Source organism: Telluria sp. ZT3P25 (genome assembly GCF_059685895.1).
The window spans coordinates 3,486,601-3,504,597 of sequence record NZ_JCASIJ010000001.1; the positions used below are offsets into that span (position 1 = coordinate 3,486,601).

Sequence of the window (17,997 nt, forward strand, 5' to 3'; positions counted from 1 at the left end):
TGCGCCATGTCACGTGCCTGTCATGGAGATGTGAACGGATGAGCGCTCAGGCGTATGATGGACTCACCCACTGTCCACGAGAGGCACCAGCATGAGCAAGCACCATAAAACGAAGCACCTGACGCCCGAGATCGCGGCGATCGCCACGCCCGATCTGACGGACGCAGTGACCATCACCGAGGCAACCGAGGCGACCGAGGCAGCCGACGAACCGCAGACGGACCAGCCGCTGCCGCAAGAGCCGGCGCCAGAAGTCAAACAAGCGCCGATCGGCGCCGTCAAGGCCGAGCCGGTCCACCTGCGCGGGCGCATGACGCTCGAAGACGCGTTCCAGGCCATTGGCCTCAATTGTGTGGCGCAGATCGAAGCGAACGTGCCGGGCGTGCTGAAGCAGCATGTCGAGAGCCTGCACCAGATGCGCGTGGGCCTGCGCCGCCTGCGCGCGCTGCTCGCGATGTTCGAGGAACTGGCGCCGCCGCCGGTGCCGCTGCATGCAAGCATCGAGTGGCTGTCCGGCGAACTCGGTCCCGCGCGCGACTGGGACGTGCTGGCCGATTCCACCATCAAGCGCGTGCCGGGCATCGATGCGCAGGCGCTGCGCCAGGCCGCGCACGACCGCGCCACGGGCCATCACGCGCAGATCCTGCACGTGCTGCGCGATGCGCGTTACACCGAGCTGATGGCGCAACTGACCGACTGGCTGGGCGAGCGCCGCTGGCAGCCCGAAGGCGGCCTGCCGAAAGATTCGCCGCTGTTGGAGCGCGCCGCAAAAAGCGCCCTGCCGCTGCTGCGCACAGCCGAGAAGCGTCTGGCCAAGCGCATCGACGGACTGGACGAAGCCGATGCGCCGGGCCGTCACCGTGTGCGCATCGCGGCCAAGAAGGCGCGCTATGCGGCCGAATTCTTCCGCGACCTGCTGCCGGCGCAGCGCGTCAAACGCTACCTCGGGCACCTTGAGAAGCTGCAGGACCGCCTCGGCGCGCTGAACGATCTGGCCGTGGCCGACCATTTGCTCGAAGAACTCAAGGGTGGCAGCAGCCAGGTCGCCAAGCAGGCGGCCTATGTACGGGGCTATATTGCGGCAACGGGGCAAGCCGATGCGCAGGGACTGTCGAAGGTGCTGGCCGATGTCGCCAAGCGCCGCATCACGCGCTGATCTTCCCCAACCAGGCTGAAAAGAAAAAGGCCCGGGATTCACCCCGGGCCAGACTACAGAGTTACTTCACGTCGAAGCGGTCCAGCTCCATCACCTTGGTCCAGGCTGCCACGAAGTCCTTCGCGAACTTCTGGCCGGCGTCGGCGCTGGCATACACCTCCGAGATCGAACGCAGCTGCGCATTCGAGCCGAACACCAGGTCGACGCGCGACGCGGTCCACTTCTTCTCGCCGGTCTTGCGATCGCGGCCTTCAAAGCGTTCGACGCCTTGGCCAGGCCGCGTGGCAGGATGCCATTCGGTGGCCATGTCGAGCAGGTTGACGAAGAAGTCGTTCGTCAACGCACCCTTCTGCTGCGTCAGCACGCCGTCGGCGCTGCCGCCCGTGTTGGCGCCCAGCACGCGCAGACCACCCACCAGCACTGCCATTTCCGGCGCCGTCAGCGTCAGCAACTGGGCGCGGTCGATCATCAACGATTCAGCCGGGATGCTGTACAGGGCTTTCTCGAAGTTGCGGAAGGCATCCGCGACCGGTTCCATCGCATGGAACGATTCCACGTCGGTCTGCTCCTGCGACGCATCGGTGCGGCCCGGCGTGAATGGCACGGTGATGTCGTGGCCCGCCGCCTTGGCTGCAGCCTCGACACCGGCGTTACCGGCCAGGACGATCAGGTCAGCCAACGAGACCTGCTTGCCGCCCGCCTGCGCCCCGTTGAACTCGCCCTGGATGCTTTCGAGCTGCGCCAGCACGCGGCCCAGTTGTTCCGGCTCGTTGGCAGCCCAGTCCTTTTGCGGGGCCAGGCGGATGCGTGCACCGTTGGCGCCGCCGCGCTTGTCCGAACCGCGGAAGCTTGCCGCCGAGGCCCACGCCGTCGCCACCAGCTCACCGATGCCGAGGCCGGATGCCAGTACCTTGTCTTTCAGGGCTTTGGCATCGGCGTCGTCAATCGCCGCGCCTTCAGCAGACGGCACCGGATCCTGCCAGATCAGCACTTCGGCCGGGACTTCAGGGCCGAGGTAGCGGGCACGTGGGCCCATGTCGCGGTGGGTCAGCTTGAACCAGGCGCGGGCAAAGGCGTCCGCGAACTGGTCCGGGTTTTCCAGGAAGCGACGCGAAATCGCCTCGTAGGCCGGGTCCATGCGCAGGGCCAGGTCGGACGTCAGCATCGTCGGGCGGTGACGCTTGGCAGCGTCATACGCATCCGGCACGGTGGCATCGGCGTCCTTGGCGATCCACTGGTGGCCGCCGGCCGGGCTTTTCGTCAATTCCCACTCGTGGCCGAACAGGTACGTGAAGTAGTCGTGACCCCATTGGGTCGGCGTGCTGGTCCAGGTGACTTCGAGACCGCTGGTGATCGTGTCCGGGCCTTTGCCGCTGCCGAAGCTGTTCTGCCAGCCGAAGCCCTGGGCATGCAGACCGGCTGCTTCTGGCTCTTCCTTGACGTGCTCGGACGGACCGGCGCCGTGGGTTTTGCCGAAGGTGTGGCCGCCGGCGATCAGCGCCACGGTTTCTTCGTCGTTCATGGCCATGCGGCCGAACGTGTCACGGATGTCACGTGCCGATGCGACCGGGTCGGGCTTGCCGTCCGGGCCTTCCGGGTTCACGTAGATCAGGCCCATCTGCACTGCCGCCAGCGGGTTCTCGAGGTCGCGCGTGTGGGTGATCTCGCTGTCGTCATCCTTGTCGATGACGCCGCGGCCTTCGACCCCGGGCGAGCCCACCGTGTAGCGCTCATCGCTGCCCAGCCATTTGTTTTCACGGCCCCAGTACACGTCGAGGTCGGGTTCCCACACGTCCTGACGACCGCCGGCAAAGCCGAAGGTCTTGAAGCCCATGGTTTCGAGAGCGACGTTACCGGTCAGGATGATCAGGTCGGCCCACGAAATCTTTGCGCCGTATTTCTGCTTGACCGGCCAGATCAGCCGGCGTGCCTTGTCGAGGCTGACGTTGTCGGGCCAGCTGTTCAGGGGCGCAAAGCGCTGCTGCCCACGGCCGGCGCCGCCGCGGCCGTCGCCTATGCGGTAGGTGCCGGCGCTGTGCCATGCCATGCGCACGAACAGGCCGCCGTAGTGACCGAAGTCAGCCGGCCACCACTCCTGGGAATCCGTCATCACCTTGGCCAGGTCGGCCTTGACAGCCTCGAGGTCGAGACTGTTGAAGGCGGCGCGGTAATCGAAGTCGCCACCCATCGGGTCGGACTTGGCCGAATGTTGTGCGAGCAGATCGAGACGCAGTGCCTTTGGCCACCAGTCACGATTGGTCGTACCGGTGCCGGCTGCGCCGCTGAACGGGCACTTGGCCGGGATATTGTCCACACTCATTTGTTTCTCCTGTCTGATCGGTAAGATTTGACAAAATTATAGGAACAATTCGCTCACTCGTGGATTGGCAATGTTGATGGTTGCGATAGCAGTTGTCACATAAGTTTTTGGCAACAACCCGCAGCCGACTCCACGGTGCAGATGCGCGCATCTTTGAACCGCTCTAATTTTCCACAAAGCAACATTACATCGACATGCGGGTTTTGTCGCGCTATCGTTCTTTCTTTCCAAAAAGAAAGAACTTCACCATGTCGATCAATCAACTCGTCTACGTCAGCCAGGCCACCCGCAAGATGTCCCCTGCCGACCTGGCTGCTATTCAGGATACGGCGAAAAACAATAATGCTCCACTCGACGTGACTGGAAGCTTGTTTTACAACGGCGGCTGGTTCCTGCAGGTGCTGGAGGGGCCGGTGAGCACGCTCGACGAGCTGTACCAGAAAATCGAACTCGATCCCCGCCACAAGAATTCGCGCGTTCTCTACAACGAGCCGGCCAAGTTCCGTACGTTCCCACGCTGGAGCATGAACATGATCAACCTGAACGATCGTCAAGCCGACAAATACGATGAACTGGTCGAGGTCCTGGAAGCTGCGCAAGCCAATCGCCGGATCGGCGCAGCAGCCCCGGCAGTGGCGTTACTGAAGATGTTTGCGAGCTGATCCCGAGCTGATGCCGCAGCAGCGCCCGCTACCAGCGGTCGAGCGTGACAAAGTCGCCCAATGTGCCCCGCTGGGCCCAGCCTTCCAGTTCCAGCATCGGCTTCGGATAAAACTCGGCCACTTGCCCCAGGCACAGGATCGCCACCGGCTTGCCGCCTTCCGGAATGCCGAGCAAGGCCGCCAGTTGCGCGGGATCGAACAGCGACACCCACCCCATTCCCAAGCCTTCGGCACGCGCGGCCAGCCACATGTTCTGGATCGCGCAGGACACCGAGGCCAGGTCCATCTCGGGGAGCGTGCGGCGCCCGAACACGTGGCGTTCGCGTCCGTCCATCAGCGCCACGACCAGCACCTCGCCGCATTCACGCAGTCCCTCGACCTTCAGGCGCATGAATTCGGCGCCACGCTCGCCCAGGGCGTCGGCGGTGGCCACGCGCTCCGCTTCAACGAGCGTGCAGATCTGCTCGCGCAATGGCGTTGACGCGATGCGGATGAAGCGCCACGGCTGCATCATGCCGACGCTGGGCGCCTGGTGCGCCGCCGTCAACAGGCGCACCAGTACCGCCTCATCGATCGCGCCGGGGATGAAATGGCGCACGTCGCGCCGTTCGGCGATGGCGCGGTAGACGCCGTCGACCTGGGCGTCGTCGAAGCGGTGCGCCATTGTCGTCACGCTTCTGTGCCTGCCTGGTGGAACACCAGGTCCTCGACCGGCTCGCCCTTGCACAGGTGCTGGTCGATGATGCGGTCCATGTTGTCCGGCGTGACGTCGTAGTACCAGGTGCCGTCCGGCTGGACGCAGACGATCGGCCCGCCCTTGCAGGCGGCGAAGCAGCTCACCCGGCTGCGCTTGACGCGCAGCGGGCCGCCATCCAGACCGCTGGCCTTGAACTTCTCGCCCAGGCTGTCGAACAGCGCCTGTGCAGCGCCATCGGCATTGCAGCGAGGGCCGGTGCACACGAGCAGGTGGCGGCGGTAGACGCCGATGGTGGGCTTGACGACCTGGCGGGGCGTATCGGGTACAGCAGGATCGGTGGTGGTCATGCGTCGGTCAGGTGGGGTGGCAGGCGAACAAAGGGCGATCTTACACCACGCTGCCTGTGCCCCCCCCAATGAAAAAGCGCGCCTTGCTCACGCAGGCGCGCTTCATGTCGTGCAGCAGCCAGATGGCTTACTTGGTCGCGAGCACCCACTTGACCAGCGAGCGCGCTTCGGCCTCGCTAACCTGCGGATTGGCGGGCATCGGGATCGGACCCCAGGTGCCCGAGCCGCCCTTGAGCACCTTCTGCACCAGCTTGTCTTCGGCGCCCTTCTGGCCCGCGTATTTCTCGGCGACGTCCTTGTAGGCCGGCCCGACCAGCTTGGTAGCCGACGTGTGGCAGGCCATGCAATTCTTGGCCTTGGCCAGGTCGGCCTGGGCCAGGGCGCTGCCGGATGCAAACGCCGACAGCACGACACACAACAACAGGGACCGCTTCATGGAATTCTCCGGATTAGTGATTGAGTGAATTTTACCGGCAATCCCCCGGGCCATCTGCAAGCGATACACTCTGTAACGCGATCACCACATTTGCTCATACGGTGTAACAGGAAACTGTTAAATTTGCCCATGAGCATCATTTACGCCGTAAGATGTGTGGCTACAAGGAGTTTTCACCATGCCCCTGATCCTCTTGATCGCCCTGCTTGCCGCCCTGCGCGGCTTCGAGGTCTGGCGTTTCGCCGACCTGTCCTGGTGGTACATCATCGGCCTGATGGTGGTCGCCTTCATCTGGTTCGAATACATCGAAAAGGCACTGGGCCTGGACAAGCGCAAGGCGCACGACGTCGATGAACAGCGTCGCACCGACCGCGTGAAAAAGTCGATGGAAAAACGCCGCTAGCACGACCGCATTGCCGCCAGCCGCAGGGCCGGTGACCGCCTTGCTGTGATACATTGGACAACTCACCGAGTCCTGTCCATTCATCACCTCCATCAATGCATCCCGAACTGCGCCAGCTTCGCCATTTCGTCGCCGTGGCCGAAGAGCTGCATTTCGGCCGCGCCGCGCAGCGCCTGCACATGACGCAGCCGCCGCTCTCGCAAAGCATCGCCAATCTCGAAGACCTGCTCGGCGCGCCGCTGTTCCTGCGCAACCGCCGCATGGTCGGCCTGACGGCGGCCGGCAGCGCGCTGCTGCCTGAAGCGCGCCGCATCCTCGACGAAGCCGGCGCGCTGCCCGAACTGGTGCGGCGCGCGGCCAGCGGCGAGGCGGGCCGCCTGGCGCTGTCGTTTGTTTCCACGGCCGGCCTGGGCATGCTGCCCGACGTGCTGCGCCGCTACCGCGCCGCGTTCCCGGGCGTGCGCCTGGTGCTGCACGAGGCGACGTCCGACGTGCAGTTCGACGACCTGCTGTCCGGCCGCATCGATGCCGGCTTCGTGATCCCGCTGCAGCCGGGCGCACCGGCAGGCATGGCCGATCCTGCGCTCGACTACCGCAAGCTGCTCGACGAGCCACTGGTACTGTGCGCGCCCAGCGGACTGGCGGCGCTGGCTGCACCGGGGCCGGTGTGGCTGCGCGACCTGCCCCCGCTGCCGCTGGTGATCTTCCCGCGCACGGTGGCGCCCAGCCTGCACGATGCGATCCTCGCGTGCTACCGCGCCGCCGGCGTGCTGCCCACGATCGGGCAGGAGGCAATCCAGATGCAGACCATCGTCAGCCTGGTTTCCGGCGGCATGGGCTTGGCACTTGTGCCACAATCCGTGTCGAACCTGATGCGCCCCGGCGTAGAATACCGTGCCCTGCGCGACGCCGCGCCGCTGGCCGAAACGGGCCTGGCGTGGCGGCGCGATAACGATTCGCCCGTCCTCAAGGGCTTCCTGGACCTATTGAAGAAAGACTGACTATGCTGATTCATCCGCAGCCGGACCCGATCGCGCTCGCGCTCGGGCCGGTGCAAATCCACTGGTATGGCCTGATGTACGTGGTCGCCTTTGCCCTGTTCATCATGCTGGGCCGCGTGCGCATCCGCATGCCGCACGTGGCGGTGCAGGGCTGGACCAAGGATGATCTGGACGACATGCTGTTCTACGGGATGCTCGGTGTGATTCTCGGCGGCCGCCTGGGCGAAGTGCTGTTCTACCAGCCGCTGTACTACCTGGCCCACCCGCTCGAAATCTTCATGATCTGGCGCGGCGGGATGTCGTTCCATGGTGGCTTTTTGGGCGTGCTGATCGCGATGGCGCTGTGGGCCCGCAAGCGCCGCCGCAACATCCTCGACGTGTACGACTTCATCGCGCCGCTCGTGCCGCTCGGGTATGCCGCCGGCCGCATGGGCAACTTCATCAACGCCGAACTGCCGGGCCGCCTGGCCGATCCGAGCCTGCCGTGGGCCATGCTGTGGCCGGGCGTGACCGGCCCGCGCCATCCGTCGCCGCTGTACCAGGCGCTGATCGACGGCGTGCTGGTCTTCATCATCCTGTGGCTGTTCGCGCGCAAGGCGCGTCCGCGCCTTGCCGTAGGCGCCATGTTCACGCTGCTGTACGGCTGCGCGCGCTTCTTCACCGAATGGTTCCGCGTGCCGGATTGGGAAACCACCGTGTTCGGTTTGCCGATCACGTCGGGCCAGGTATTGTCGCTGCCGATGATCGTCGCTGCGCTGGCCATGCTGGTGTGGGCGTATCGCAAAGCGCCAGCGCGGCCCCTGACGGCATAAGTATCCCCTGGGTGGGCGAACGCACAGAGCGCCCACCCGTACCGCATCGACAATGGGACTCCCCGACACGGAGTCCCGATGGTAAAAATCCGGCGCAAACGACATATCGGCTGGTGGCTGCTGCTCGCAGCCGTCATCGTCGCCAGCGGCATCGCGTTTGCCATCATGTGGCGCCCCGCACTGGCGCCGCAATCCACACAAGCATCCTTCGACACCACCCGCATCGGGCGCGGCGCCAACCTGGCGCGCCTTGGCATGTGCGCGTCGTGCCATACACCGGATCTGTCGCGGCCCTTCGCCGGCGGCAAGCCGATGAACACCCCGTTCGGCACAGTCCACAGCACCAACATCACCCCCGACACCGCGACCGGCATCGGCGCCTGGAGCGAAGCGGCTTTTACACGCGCGATGCGCGAAGGCGTCGCGCGCGACGGCCACCTGTTGTACCCCGCCTTCCCGTACAACCACTACGTACGGATGACCGACGGCGACATCCAGGACCTGTACGCTTATTTCATGACGCGCCCCGCGATCGTGGCACCGGCGCGCGAGAACCGGATGACCTTCCCGTTCGGGTTCCGCCCACTGGTAGCCTTCTGGAATGTGCTGTACCTGGACGATGCGCCATGGCAGCCGGTGTCTGCACAATCGGCCGAATGGAACCGCGGCGCGTACCTGGCCGACGCAGTCGCACACTGCGCGGCCTGCCACACGCCGCGCACGCTGCTGGGCGGCCCCGATCTGAAGAAGCAGCTTGGCGGCGGCGAAGCCGATGACTGGTACGCGCCGGCGCTGAACGAGAAGTCGCCGTCGCCCCTGCCATGGACCCGTTACCAGTTGCAGGCGTATCTGCGCACCGGCGTCGCGCACGACCACGCGATGGCAGCCGGGCCGATGCAGGATGTGGTCACGCACCTGGCGCAAGCGGACGAGCGCGACGTGGCGGCGCTGGCCGCCTGGACCCACAGCCAGCTGGCCAAGGCGCCGCCGCGCGCGACGCCGGCGCAGCAGGCCGGCCCACTGCCCAAGCCGGCCAATGACGACCCCGACCTGCAGCGCATGACGCTCGGCTACGCCGTGTATGCCAATTCGTGCGCGCGCTGCCACGACGCCGGACGCGACGCCAGTTCGGGTACCGCACTGCAGCTGCAAAAAGCGATCGCGCTATACGACCCCGACCCGCGCGACCTGATTCACATCACGCTGGACGGCATCACGCCGCCCGATGGCGAGCCGTCGCGCTTCATGCCGGCCTTCCGGACGATTCTCACCGACGAACAGACCGGCGCTCTGGCGGCCTACCTGCGCAAATACGGCGCAAACCAACCCGTGTGGCCCGATCTGGACAAGGCCGTGCGCAAAGCGAGCAAAGAATGACGACCTACCGCCTGCAAGTGAACGGCAAGGTGCACGCCGTCGATCAGGACGCCGATACACCACTGCTGTACGTGCTGCGCAACGACCTGGAACTCAATGGCGCCAAGTTCGGCTGCGGCCTTGGCCAGTGTGGTTCGTGCACCGTGCTGCTGGACGGGAAGCCGGCGATGTCGTGCATGGTGCCGGTGTCCGTCGTTGGCCAGCGGCCGGTGCGCACGGTCGAAGGCCTGGGCAATGCCACCACCCCGGGCGTGCTGCAGCAAGCGTTCATCGACGAGCAGGCAGCCCAGTGCGGCTACTGCATCGCCGGCATGCTGATGCAGGCCACGGCGCTGCTCGAAAAGACCCCCGCGCCGACCGACGCCCAGATCCGCGCCCACATGTCGCCGAACCTGTGCCGCTGCGGCACGCACATGCGCATCCTGCGCGCCGTACGGCGCGCCGCCAATACGCTGGCAGCGAAGGGCAAGCAATGACGATCGATACCGGCCGCCGTGCCTTTCTCGCCGGCGGCGGCGCCCTGACGCTGTCGTTCGCGATGCCGGCAAGCGCCTTTGCCGCCCCGGGCGAACTGCCCAAGAGCCTGGACAAGTCGCCGTGGCTCGACGCCTGGATCCGCATCGAGGCCAATGAACGCATCACGGTGTTTACCGGCAAGGCCGAACTGGGGCAAGGCATCAAGACCGCGCTGTTGCAGGTGGTGGCCGACGAACTGCGCCTGGCGCCTGGCCGCCTGCAGCTCGTCACCGCCGACACGGCGCGCACGCCGGACGAAGGCATCACCGCGGGCAGCAACTCGATGAAGGACAGCGGCACGGCGCTGCGCCATGCGGCAGGCCAGGTACGCATGCGCCTGGGCGAACTGGCCGCCACGCAGCTGGGCGCACCCGTGGCCAGCCTGGCGCTCAAGGATGGCGCATTCGGCGCGGGTGGCCGGCGCGTGACGTTCGGCCAGCTGGTGACGGGCCAGGAACTGCACCTGCGCGCCACGCTGGTGCCCGCACCACCCCCGCCAGGCCCGCGCACGGCAATCGGCAAGTCGGTGCCGCGCGTCGACATTCCGGCCAAGGTCACGGGCGGCGCCGCCTATGTGCAAGACCTGCGCCTGCCGCAGATGGTGCATGCGCGGATCGTGCGGCCACCGTCGCAGGCCGCGCGGCTGATCGCCGTCGATGTCGCCGCAATCGAACGCCTGCCGGGCGTGCTCAAGGTAGTGCAGGACGGACGCTTTCTCGCCGTGATCGCCGAGGGCGAGTACCGCGCCGTGAAGGCGGCGACGGCGCTGGCGCGGGCCACGCGCTGGGAGACGCCGGCGTCGCTGCCGGTGCATCCCGACGTGAATGCGTTCATCCGCGCCCAGCCCGCCGAGGCGCTGCCGATTCTGGCGCGCGGCGCCGCAGGATCGGCCGGCCGCCAGTTCGCCGCGCGCTACACGCGCCCGTTCCAGCTGCACGCCTCCATCGGTCCCTCGTGCGCCGTGGCGCAACTGGTCGACGGCCGCTACACGGTCTGGACCCACGCACAGGGTGTGTTCCCACTGCGCACGGCCCTGGCCGAACTGATCGCCGTGAACGAAGACACGATCCGCTGCATCCACGTCGAGGGGTCGGGCTGCTACGGCCACAATGGCGCCGACGATGTCGCGGCCGACGCCATCCTGCTTGCGCGCGCCCTGCCCGGCCGGCCCGTGCGCGTGCAGTGGATGCGCGAAGAAGAACACGCATGGGAGCCATTCGGCGCGGCGATGGTGGTGCAGGTGGCCGCCACGCTCGACAGCACCGGCCGCATCGCCGACTGGCAGCACGATGTCTTCACGCCGCCGCACAACACGCGCCCCGGCAAGGCGGGCAACCTGCTGGCGGCCACGCACCTGGCACGCCCGTTTGCGCCACCGGTCGCCAAGCCTGCGCCGCAACCCGAAGGCAGCGGTGACCGCAATGCGATTCCGTATTACGTGCTGCCCAATGCGCGCGTGGTGCACCACTTTCAGCCAAAGCCGGTCCTGCGCTCGTCGGCGCTGCGGGGCCTGGGCGCTTACTGCAATGTGTTTGCCATCGAAAGCTTCATAGACGAACTGGCGCGCGCCGCGAACAGCGACCCGGTCGCGTTCCGGCTGCGGCATCTGGACGATCCTCGCGCGCTCGACGTGGTCAAGCTGGCGGCGTCGAAGTTCGGCTGGGATGCGTACCGGCGCCCGGCCCGGCGCGGCCGAGGCTTCGCGTTTGCACGCTATAAAAACCTGGCGTCGTACTGCGCCATCGCAGTGGAAGTCGAGGTGGCGCGCGAGACGGGCCTGGTGCGCATCACGCGCGCGGTGAGCGCCGTCGATTGCGGCGAGATCGTCAGCCCGGACGGCGTGCGCAACCAGATCGAGGGCGGCATCATCCAGTCGGCCAGCTGGACCTTGCTGGAACAGGTGCGCTTCGACGCGTCGCGCGTGCTGACGGTGGACTGGGCGTCGTATCCGATCCTGCGCTTTGCCCAGGCGCCGGAACAGATCGACGTGCACCTGATCGACCGGCCCGGCCAGCCATTCCTGGGCACCGGCGAAGCGGCGCAGGGCCCGGCTGCGGCGGCCATCGCCAATGCGGTGTTCGACGCCTGCGGCCTGCGCATGCGCGACCTGCCGCTGGATCGGGCACGAGTTCGCAAAGCCTAGTTGAAGGCTTTCCAGAACATGTAGGCAGCCAGCGCACACAGGATGACGCTGAAGATGCGCTGCAGCTGCCGCACCGGCATCTTGTGAGCGGTGCGCGCGCCCAGCGGCGCCATCGACACGCTGGCCAGCACGATGATCGCCAGCGCCGGCAGGTAGATGAAGCCCAGCGACCAGGGCGGCAACCCGGGTTCGCCCCAGCCGAAATAGATGTTCGACAGGGTGCCCATCAGCGCCACCGGAAAGCCGATTGCCGCACTGGTGGCCACCGCATTATGGATGCGCACATTACAGCGCGTCATGAACGGGACCGAGACGAAGGCGCCGCCTGCGCCCACAAGCCCCGCCAGGATGCCGATCACGCTGCCCGCTGCGAACATGCCCGGTTTGCCGGGCAGTTCGCGCGCCGCCGCCGGTTTTTTCCCGATCAGCATCTGGATCGCCGAAAACGCCACGAAGCAGCCGAAGAAAAATGCCAGCACCGAGGTGTTCATCTGCTTGCCGATCCAGGGCCCGATCCACGCGCCGAGCAGGATGCCGGGCGTGAACAGGCGTACGACGTGCCACAGCACGGCGCCGTGCTTGTGGTGCGCACGTACCGACGACAACGACGTGAAAAAAATGGTGCCAAGCGAGGTGGCGATCGCCATGTGCACCACGAGTTCTTCGGGAAAGCCGCGCGCCGTGAAGATCATCGTGATGAACGGCACCAGGATCATGCCGCCACCGACGCCAAGCATGCCGGCCACGAAGCCGCCAAACGCGCCCATTCCCAGAAGGGCCAGGATCAGCAGCGGATCGAATGCGGGCACCATTATCGAGCTCCCTTGCCGCGCACGAGCGCAACGATGGCCGTGTACTGGGCTTTCGTGACTGGCGAGATCGATAGCCGGCTGCCCTTCTGCAGCAGCACCATGTCCTCCAGCGCAGCGACGGTGCGCAGTTCGGCCAGCGGCACGAAGCGGCCCGTTTCAACCGCCTTGACATCGACCGAGACCCATCGCGGCGTTTCCGGCGTGGCCTTCGGATCGTGGTAGTGGCTGGCGGTGTCGAACTGCGATGCATCCGGGTACGCGCCGCTGACGATTTCAGCGATGCCGGCCACGCCCGGCAGCTTGCCGCCCGAGTGATAGAACAGCACGCCGTCGCCGACGGCCATCGCATCGCGCATGAAGTTGCGCGCCTGGTAGTTGCGTACGCCAAACCAGGCCACGGTGGCGCCGGGGGCGGCCAGGACGTCGTCGAAACTGACTTCGTCGGGCTCGGATTTCATCAACCAATAGCGCATCGCGCTGTTCTCCCTGCCAGCACACGATGCACCGGATGCATCAGTGAATGCGCACATAAAAAAAGCGGCTGCGTACCGAGTGCGCAACCGCCTGTATGTTTAGCCCCCGCCTGTGCCGTTTTTGCCGGCATCCTGAACCACAACGGTTCAAGGCGGTCACGGTCAGATCAATTTCGGGTTCGTCGGACTAGCGACGCTCACACCCATCGAACTTGTTCCACGACCTATGCGTAAGAATGGTTCAAGGAATATATGGCAAATCTCGAACACCGCAGGGTAGAAAGGAGTTTACTCCTTTGTCCGGCCCTGTCAAACGGATTCGGCCTTTCAGGCCAGATTTTCCTGGTCAGCCAAAACCCGGTCCAGCACCATGTGCATCGACTCGAGTTTTTGCTTGACCTCGAGAATCGACATGTCCGACAGCGGCCCTTGCGGTGATTTCACCGACAGGAATTCAGCGGCCACGCTCAGCGCCGCCATCACGGCGATGCGGTCCGTGCCCTTGACCTTGCCCGAATCGCGCAGCTGGCACATCTTGTTGTCGAGATAACTCACTGCTTCGCGCAGCGTGCGCTGTTCGCCGTCGCGGCAGGACAGACGGTACGACTGGCCCATGATATGTACGTCGAGATAGATCATGCTGTCCCCTCACGATGGGCGTGGGCAAGATGCGGCGGGACCGGCGCACTGGCATCGCGCGGTGCGTCTGAGGCAAGCGCGTCTGCGGCAGGTTCGTCTGCAGCGTCCGACGCGTCTGGCGGCTTGGGCAGCTCGTCAAGCAACGCTTCGACGCGACGCTGCGCTTCGATCAGGCGCTCCTTGAACGCCAGATTTTCGGCGCTGAGCAGCGTATTGGCCTGGCGCAGCAGGTAATTCTCGGCGCGCAACGACTGGGTCAGTTGCGCAAGCCGGTCGATTTTTTCTGGGAGGTCTTGGAATTCGGAAATCATCCGACACTATAGGATCGAGTTGCTTTTTCCGTCAACCGGTTCAAATTGCTGTGCGGCAGTAGTAGCGCACTGGCGTGCGGCGCCGATGTGGCTGGCGGTGTACGCTGCCGGCCTCCTGTCTTGCTGTCAACAGCGGATAAGGCGCTGCAAACATGGTGCGAATGCCAATGTCATCATTGCGCTATATCACATGTATAAAATGATTTCGCCATCATGCGCCTTGAAATGACAGGGTATCGTCCCTATAATTAGCACTCGTTAGCTGAGAGTGCTAACAACTCTTTGCAGACCGGCGCAGCATCATCAAATTGCTGCGGCGGCGTCAAAAACGCCAGTTAAACCATTGAATATTAAGGAGTTTTGCATGAACCTTCGCCCTCTGCACGATCGCGTAATCGTGAAGCGTCTCGACCAGGAAACCAAAACTGCGTCCGGCCTGATCATCCCTGATGCCGCGGCAGAGAAGCCGGACCAAGGCGAAGTTCTCGCCGTTGGTAACGGTAAAGTGCAAGATAACGGCCAGCTCCGCCCTCTGGAAGTGAAAGTCGGCGATCGCGTGCTGTTCTCCAAGTATGGCGCTCAGACCGTCAAGATCGATGGCCAGGAACTGCTGGTGCTGCGCGAAGAAGAAATTCTCGCGATCGTCGCACTGTAATTTCTGACCCCACTCACGAACATTCGGAGAAATAACAAATGGCAGCTAAAGAAGTAGTATTCGGCGACGCAGCGCGCGCCAAGATGGTCGAAGGCGTCAACATCCTCGCCAATGCAGTCAAAGTCACCCTGGGCCCGAAAGGCCGTAACGTCGTGCTCGAGCGCTCGTTCGGTGCGCCGACCGTCACCAAGGATGGTGTCTCGGTCGCCAAAGAAATCGAACTGAAAGACAAGCTGCAGAACATGGGCGCGCAGATGGTCAAGGAAGTTGCTTCCAAGACCAGCGACAACGCCGGTGACGGCACCACCACCGCGACCGTGCTGGCACAAGCCATCGTTCGCGAAGGCATGAAGTTCGTTGCCGCCGGCATGAACCCGATGGACCTGAAGCGCGGCATCGACAAGGCAGTTGCTGCCACCGTCGAAGAACTGCGCAAGATCGCCAAGCCAACCACCACCACCAAAGAGATCGCACAAGTCGGCGCCATTTCGGCCAACTCGGAAACCTCGATCGGTGAGCGCATCGCTGAAGCGATGGAAAAAGTGGGCAAGGAAGGCGTCATCACCGTGGAAGACGGCAAGTCGCTGAACGACGAGCTGGACATCGTGGAAGGCATGCAGTTCGACCGCGGCTACCTGTCGCCGTACTTCATCAACAACCCGGACAAGCAAGTCGCTGTGCACGAAAACCCATTCGTCCTGTTGTGCGACAAGAAAATCTCGAACATCCGTGACCTGCTGCCGGTACTGGAACAAGTCGCGAAAGCTGGCCGTCCACTGGTCATCGTCGCTGAAGACATCGACGGCGAAGCGCTGGCGACCCTGGTCGTCAACAACATCCGCGGCATCCTGAAGACCGTCGCTGTCAAGGCCCCAGGCTTTGGCGACCGTCGCAAGGCCATGCTGGAAGACATCGCTGTCCTGACCGGCGGCCAGGTCATCGCTGAAGAAGTCGGCCTGACGCTCGAAAAGGTCACGCTCGAAGAGCTGGGCCAGGCCAAGCGCATCGAAGTCGGCAAGGAAAACACCATCATCATCGACGGCGCCGGCCAGGCTGAATCGATCGAAGGCCGCGTCAAGATGATCCGCGCCCAGATCGAAGAAGCGACCTCGGATTACGACCGCGAAAAACTGCAAGAGCGCGTGGCCAAGCTGGCCGGCGGCGTTGCCGTGATCCGCGTCGGTGCAGCTACCGAAGTCGAGATGAAAGAAAAGAAAGCACGCGTTGAAGATGCACTGCACGCTACCCGCGCTGCCGTGGAAGAAGGCATCGTTGCCGGCGGCGGCGTGGCCCTGCTGCGCGCTCGTGCCAACATCACCGTCAAGGGCGACAACCCTGACCAGGACGCTGGTATCAAGATCGTCCTGCGCGCAATGGAAGAGCCACTGCGCATGATCGTCCAGAACGCCGGCGAAGAGCCATCGGTCGTCGTTGCAGCAGTGTTGGCCGGCACCGGCAACTACGGCTACAACGCAGCCAACGGCACCTACGGCGACATGGTCGAAATGGGCGTGCTGGATCCAGCCAAGGTCACCCGTTCGGCACTGCAGAATGCAGCGTCGATCGCCGGCCTGATGCTGACGACCGATTGCATGGTGTCGGAACTGTCGGAAGACAAGCCAGCCGGCGGCATGGGTGGTATGGGCGGCATGGGCGGTATGGGTGGTATGGACGGCATGATGTAATTGCCGGGGCGGTCCGGGCGAAGCGCGCTGCATGCTTCGCCCAGGTCACCCACGATAAAAAACCCGCGAGGTTCACACCTCGCGGGTTTTTTGTTGCCTGCGCTTCGTGCGTTCGTGCGCCTCAGCGGGCGCGCGGCCCTTTGCGGCGCAGCCACAACAGCGCGGCCAGTGCGATACCGCCAAGCCAGAGCGTGCCTGGTTCCGGGACTTCGGTCGGGGCGACCGGTTCGACCACGGTGTTGCCCGGTGGTGTTGGTGCGGTTGGCGTGCCAGGCGTCGTTGGCGTGGCCGGCGTGACAGGCGTATCGCCTGGCGTATCAGCGGCTGGTGTTGGCACGGAGGGCGGTGTACCGACCGGCACCTCCGTCGTCCCACCACCATCCGGCGTTGCGACCGGGACCGGCCGCGTGTCGCCGCCAGGTCGACCAACGCCACCGGCGTCAACAACGCTGGCGCGTCCCGGTATCGAGCTGGTCCCGCCGAGGTCCGCGACCAGCGCCGGCTGGCCATTGCCGATGTCGTCGATGCCGCCGGCAGGGCTGACGGGACCCAGCACGCCACCACGATAGATCGGTGTGTCGTACAAGCCAGGCAAGCCCGGTGCCGGATCCTGCCGCGACTGCATCGGCAACGTATTTGCCATCGTCAGCAGGCCGGCGCCGTTGGGGAAACTGGTCGGGTAGTAACGCTGCCCCACTGCCTCATTGGTGGTCAGGTCGTCCATGCCTACGGGCAGCATGCCGCCTTCTTCACCGTCCACTCCCACCATATCGGATGGGGCGGCAACCGCGAGCACGGTATCGAGCTCGGCTTCGGTTGGGCCATGGGGTTCGACCGGATACTGCGGCACGTCCGAAATGCGGTTGGCGCAGCGGGCGCGGATTTCGTGCTCGCCGTCGGTCAGGAGTGTCTCGCCCTTTTCGAGCATGACCTTCTTCGACGTCCAGTAGATCTGGTCGTTCTTCCGGTACGAGACGTAGACGGCGCGCGGGGATGTTACGGTGACGGCGCGCGCATTGTCGACATTGAACGTCGCATAGTGCGCTGCCACGAGCCGGTCGGTCCGCAGTATCCGCGCCAGTTCGACCTTGTCTGCCACACCGCCCGGCACGACCGAATGGCGGTAGATGCGTCGCGCCGAGGCTGTCTGCTGCGCCGTTGGCGCCGTCGGGCTCAATGCGTGTGCCGGTGCTGCGGTGCCCATGGCCGCATTCGACGGCGCTCCGAAAGTCGGCCAGCTGATCGATGGCGCTGGCAGCACGACGCCAGCCACACCGACAGCTACGCCCAGCACAGCCAGCGTCATCAGGCGTTTTTCGCGGTGCGAGCTTTTTTCAAGACGACGTTGATAAGTAGCGCGGGTATCCATGCGATGTACTGACTGGTAGGAGTGATCCTACAGAATAGCATTAGTTGCACCAACATAATCAGATGCCATCATGAAACACCTGGCGAGCGTGGTGAAAACCACGAAAGCATTTCCATGTGGAAATAATAACGCTCGTATGGACGTCGCTGGCGACGCATGTTGCCGCTAAAACAAGCATGGTTT

General features: G+C 64.7%; 19 protein-coding genes and 1 other RNA gene. 10 read left to right on the forward strand and 10 right to left on the reverse strand.

The genetic code is table 11. The features are described 5' to 3' along the window. Positions 1 to 91 precede the first annotated feature (91 nt). A complete protein-coding gene (locus AC56LY_RS15500) occupies positions 92 to 1,156 on the forward strand; it encodes a CHAD domain-containing protein (protein WP_499580923.1) in 1,065 nt (354 codons plus the stop codon). Between the two features lie 61 nt (positions 1,157 to 1,217). On the opposite strand, the gene katG is transcribed toward AC56LY_RS15500, so the two are convergent. Next, positions 1,218 to 3,476, reverse strand: a complete 2,259-nt coding sequence (gene katG / locus AC56LY_RS15505) for a catalase/peroxidase HPI (protein WP_499580925.1) — start codon at positions 3,474 to 3,476, stop codon at positions 1,218 to 1,220. A 248-nt stretch (positions 3,477 to 3,724) separates the two neighbouring features. Between katG and AC56LY_RS15510 the strand changes: the two genes are divergently transcribed. Continuing rightward, on the forward strand, positions 3,725 to 4,138 hold the full coding sequence (locus tag AC56LY_RS15510) for a BLUF domain-containing protein (protein WP_499580926.1): 414 nt from the start codon (positions 3,725 to 3,727) through the stop codon (positions 4,136 to 4,138). A 28-nt stretch (positions 4,139 to 4,166) separates the two neighbouring features. Here the strand turns inward: AC56LY_RS15510 and bluB are convergent, their stop codons facing one another. The 3 genes from bluB to AC56LY_RS15525 all read right to left on the reverse strand — a co-directional run bounded on the left by bluB (position 4,167) and on the right by AC56LY_RS15525 (position 5,618). Next, complete coding sequence (gene bluB / locus AC56LY_RS15515) at positions 4,167 to 4,802, reverse strand: 5,6-dimethylbenzimidazole synthase (protein ID WP_499582062.1); 636 nt, start codon at positions 4,800 to 4,802, stop codon at positions 4,167 to 4,169. A 5-nt stretch (positions 4,803 to 4,807) separates the two neighbouring features. Next, complete coding sequence (locus AC56LY_RS15520) at positions 4,808 to 5,182, reverse strand: (2Fe-2S) ferredoxin domain-containing protein (RefSeq protein WP_499580928.1); 375 nt, start codon at positions 5,180 to 5,182, stop codon at positions 4,808 to 4,810. A gap of 127 nt (positions 5,183 to 5,309) precedes the next feature. Continuing rightward, positions 5,310 to 5,618 (reverse strand): c-type cytochrome, encoded by a 309-nt coding sequence (locus AC56LY_RS15525; protein ID WP_258835467.1) that lies wholly within the window; start codon positions 5,616 to 5,618, stop codon positions 5,310 to 5,312. Between the two features lie 178 nt (positions 5,619 to 5,796). Here AC56LY_RS15525 and AC56LY_RS15530 point away from each other — a divergent pair, with 178 nt between their 5' ends. The 6 genes from AC56LY_RS15530 to AC56LY_RS15555 all read left to right on the forward strand — a co-directional run bounded on the left by AC56LY_RS15530 (position 5,797) and on the right by AC56LY_RS15555 (position 11,870). Continuing rightward, complete coding sequence (locus tag AC56LY_RS15530; RefSeq protein WP_499580930.1) at positions 5,797 to 6,021, forward strand: TIGR04438 family Trp-rich protein; 225 nt, start codon at positions 5,797 to 5,799, stop codon at positions 6,019 to 6,021. A 95-nt stretch (positions 6,022 to 6,116) separates the two neighbouring features. Next, complete coding sequence (locus AC56LY_RS15535; protein ID WP_258835469.1) at positions 6,117 to 7,022, forward strand: LysR family transcriptional regulator; 906 nt, start codon at positions 6,117 to 6,119, stop codon at positions 7,020 to 7,022. A gap of 2 nt (positions 7,023 to 7,024) precedes the next feature. Continuing rightward, positions 7,025 to 7,834 carry a prolipoprotein diacylglyceryl transferase gene (gene lgt, locus AC56LY_RS15540; RefSeq protein WP_499580932.1) on the forward strand — a complete coding sequence of 270 codons (810 nt, stop codon included), beginning with the start codon at positions 7,025 to 7,027 and terminating at the stop codon, positions 7,832 to 7,834. A 78-nt stretch (positions 7,835 to 7,912) separates the two neighbouring features. Beyond that, positions 7,913 to 9,211 (forward strand): c-type cytochrome, encoded by a 1,299-nt coding sequence (locus AC56LY_RS15545; RefSeq protein WP_499580934.1) that lies wholly within the window; start codon positions 7,913 to 7,915, stop codon positions 9,209 to 9,211. After that, entirely contained in the window at positions 9,208 to 9,687 is a 480-nt protein-coding gene (locus tag AC56LY_RS15550) for a (2Fe-2S)-binding protein (protein ID WP_499580935.1), read from the forward strand. Before AC56LY_RS15545 ends, AC56LY_RS15550 begins: the two co-directional genes overlap by 4 nt. Next, entirely contained in the window at positions 9,684 to 11,870 is a 2,187-nt protein-coding gene (locus AC56LY_RS15555) for a xanthine dehydrogenase family protein molybdopterin-binding subunit (protein WP_499580937.1), read from the forward strand. The genes AC56LY_RS15550 and AC56LY_RS15555 overlap by 4 nt, the downstream gene beginning before the upstream one ends. Here AC56LY_RS15555 and AC56LY_RS15560 read toward each other — a convergent pair. From AC56LY_RS15560 to AC56LY_RS15580, 5 genes are all read right to left on the reverse strand, one after another. Then, positions 11,867 to 12,682, reverse strand: coding sequence for a sulfite exporter TauE/SafE family protein (locus AC56LY_RS15560; protein WP_499580939.1), 816 nt, complete (start codon positions 12,680 to 12,682; stop codon positions 11,867 to 11,869). The two genes, AC56LY_RS15555 and AC56LY_RS15560, sit on opposite strands and share 4 nt — an antisense overlap. After that, entirely contained in the window at positions 12,682 to 13,155 is a 474-nt protein-coding gene (locus tag AC56LY_RS15565) for an EVE domain-containing protein (RefSeq protein WP_499580941.1), read from the reverse strand. Before AC56LY_RS15565 ends, AC56LY_RS15560 begins: the two co-directional genes overlap by 1 nt. A gap of 99 nt (positions 13,156 to 13,254) precedes the next feature. Further along, a non-coding RNA gene (gene ssrS / locus AC56LY_RS15570) (6S RNA) lies at positions 13,255 to 13,436 on the reverse strand. A 46-nt stretch (positions 13,437 to 13,482) separates the two neighbouring features. Further along, on the reverse strand, positions 13,483 to 13,794 hold the full coding sequence (locus AC56LY_RS15575; protein ID WP_499580943.1) for a cell division protein ZapA: 312 nt from the start codon (positions 13,792 to 13,794) through the stop codon (positions 13,483 to 13,485). After that, positions 13,791 to 14,105 (reverse strand): hypothetical protein, encoded by a 315-nt coding sequence (locus AC56LY_RS15580; protein ID WP_499580945.1) that lies wholly within the window; start codon positions 14,103 to 14,105, stop codon positions 13,791 to 13,793. Before AC56LY_RS15580 ends, AC56LY_RS15575 begins: the two co-directional genes overlap by 4 nt. A 364-nt stretch (positions 14,106 to 14,469) precedes the next feature. On the opposite strand from AC56LY_RS15580, the gene groES reads away from it, so the two are divergent. Continuing rightward, positions 14,470 to 14,760 carry a co-chaperone GroES gene (gene groES / locus AC56LY_RS15585; RefSeq protein ID WP_183555885.1) on the forward strand — a complete coding sequence of 97 codons (291 nt, stop codon included), beginning with the start codon at positions 14,470 to 14,472 and terminating at the stop codon, positions 14,758 to 14,760. A gap of 38 nt (positions 14,761 to 14,798) precedes the next feature. Beyond that, positions 14,799 to 16,445, forward strand: a complete 1,647-nt coding sequence (gene groL / locus AC56LY_RS15590) for a chaperonin GroEL (RefSeq protein ID WP_183555886.1) — start codon at positions 14,799 to 14,801, stop codon at positions 16,443 to 16,445. Positions 16,446 to 16,566: 121 nt separating this feature from the next. Here groL and AC56LY_RS15595 read toward each other — a convergent pair whose 3' ends face one another. Continuing rightward, positions 16,567 to 17,814, reverse strand: coding sequence for a PEP-CTERM sorting domain-containing protein (locus tag AC56LY_RS15595; RefSeq protein WP_499580947.1), 1,248 nt, complete (start codon positions 17,812 to 17,814; stop codon positions 16,567 to 16,569). Positions 17,815 to 17,997: the final 183 nt, after the last annotated feature.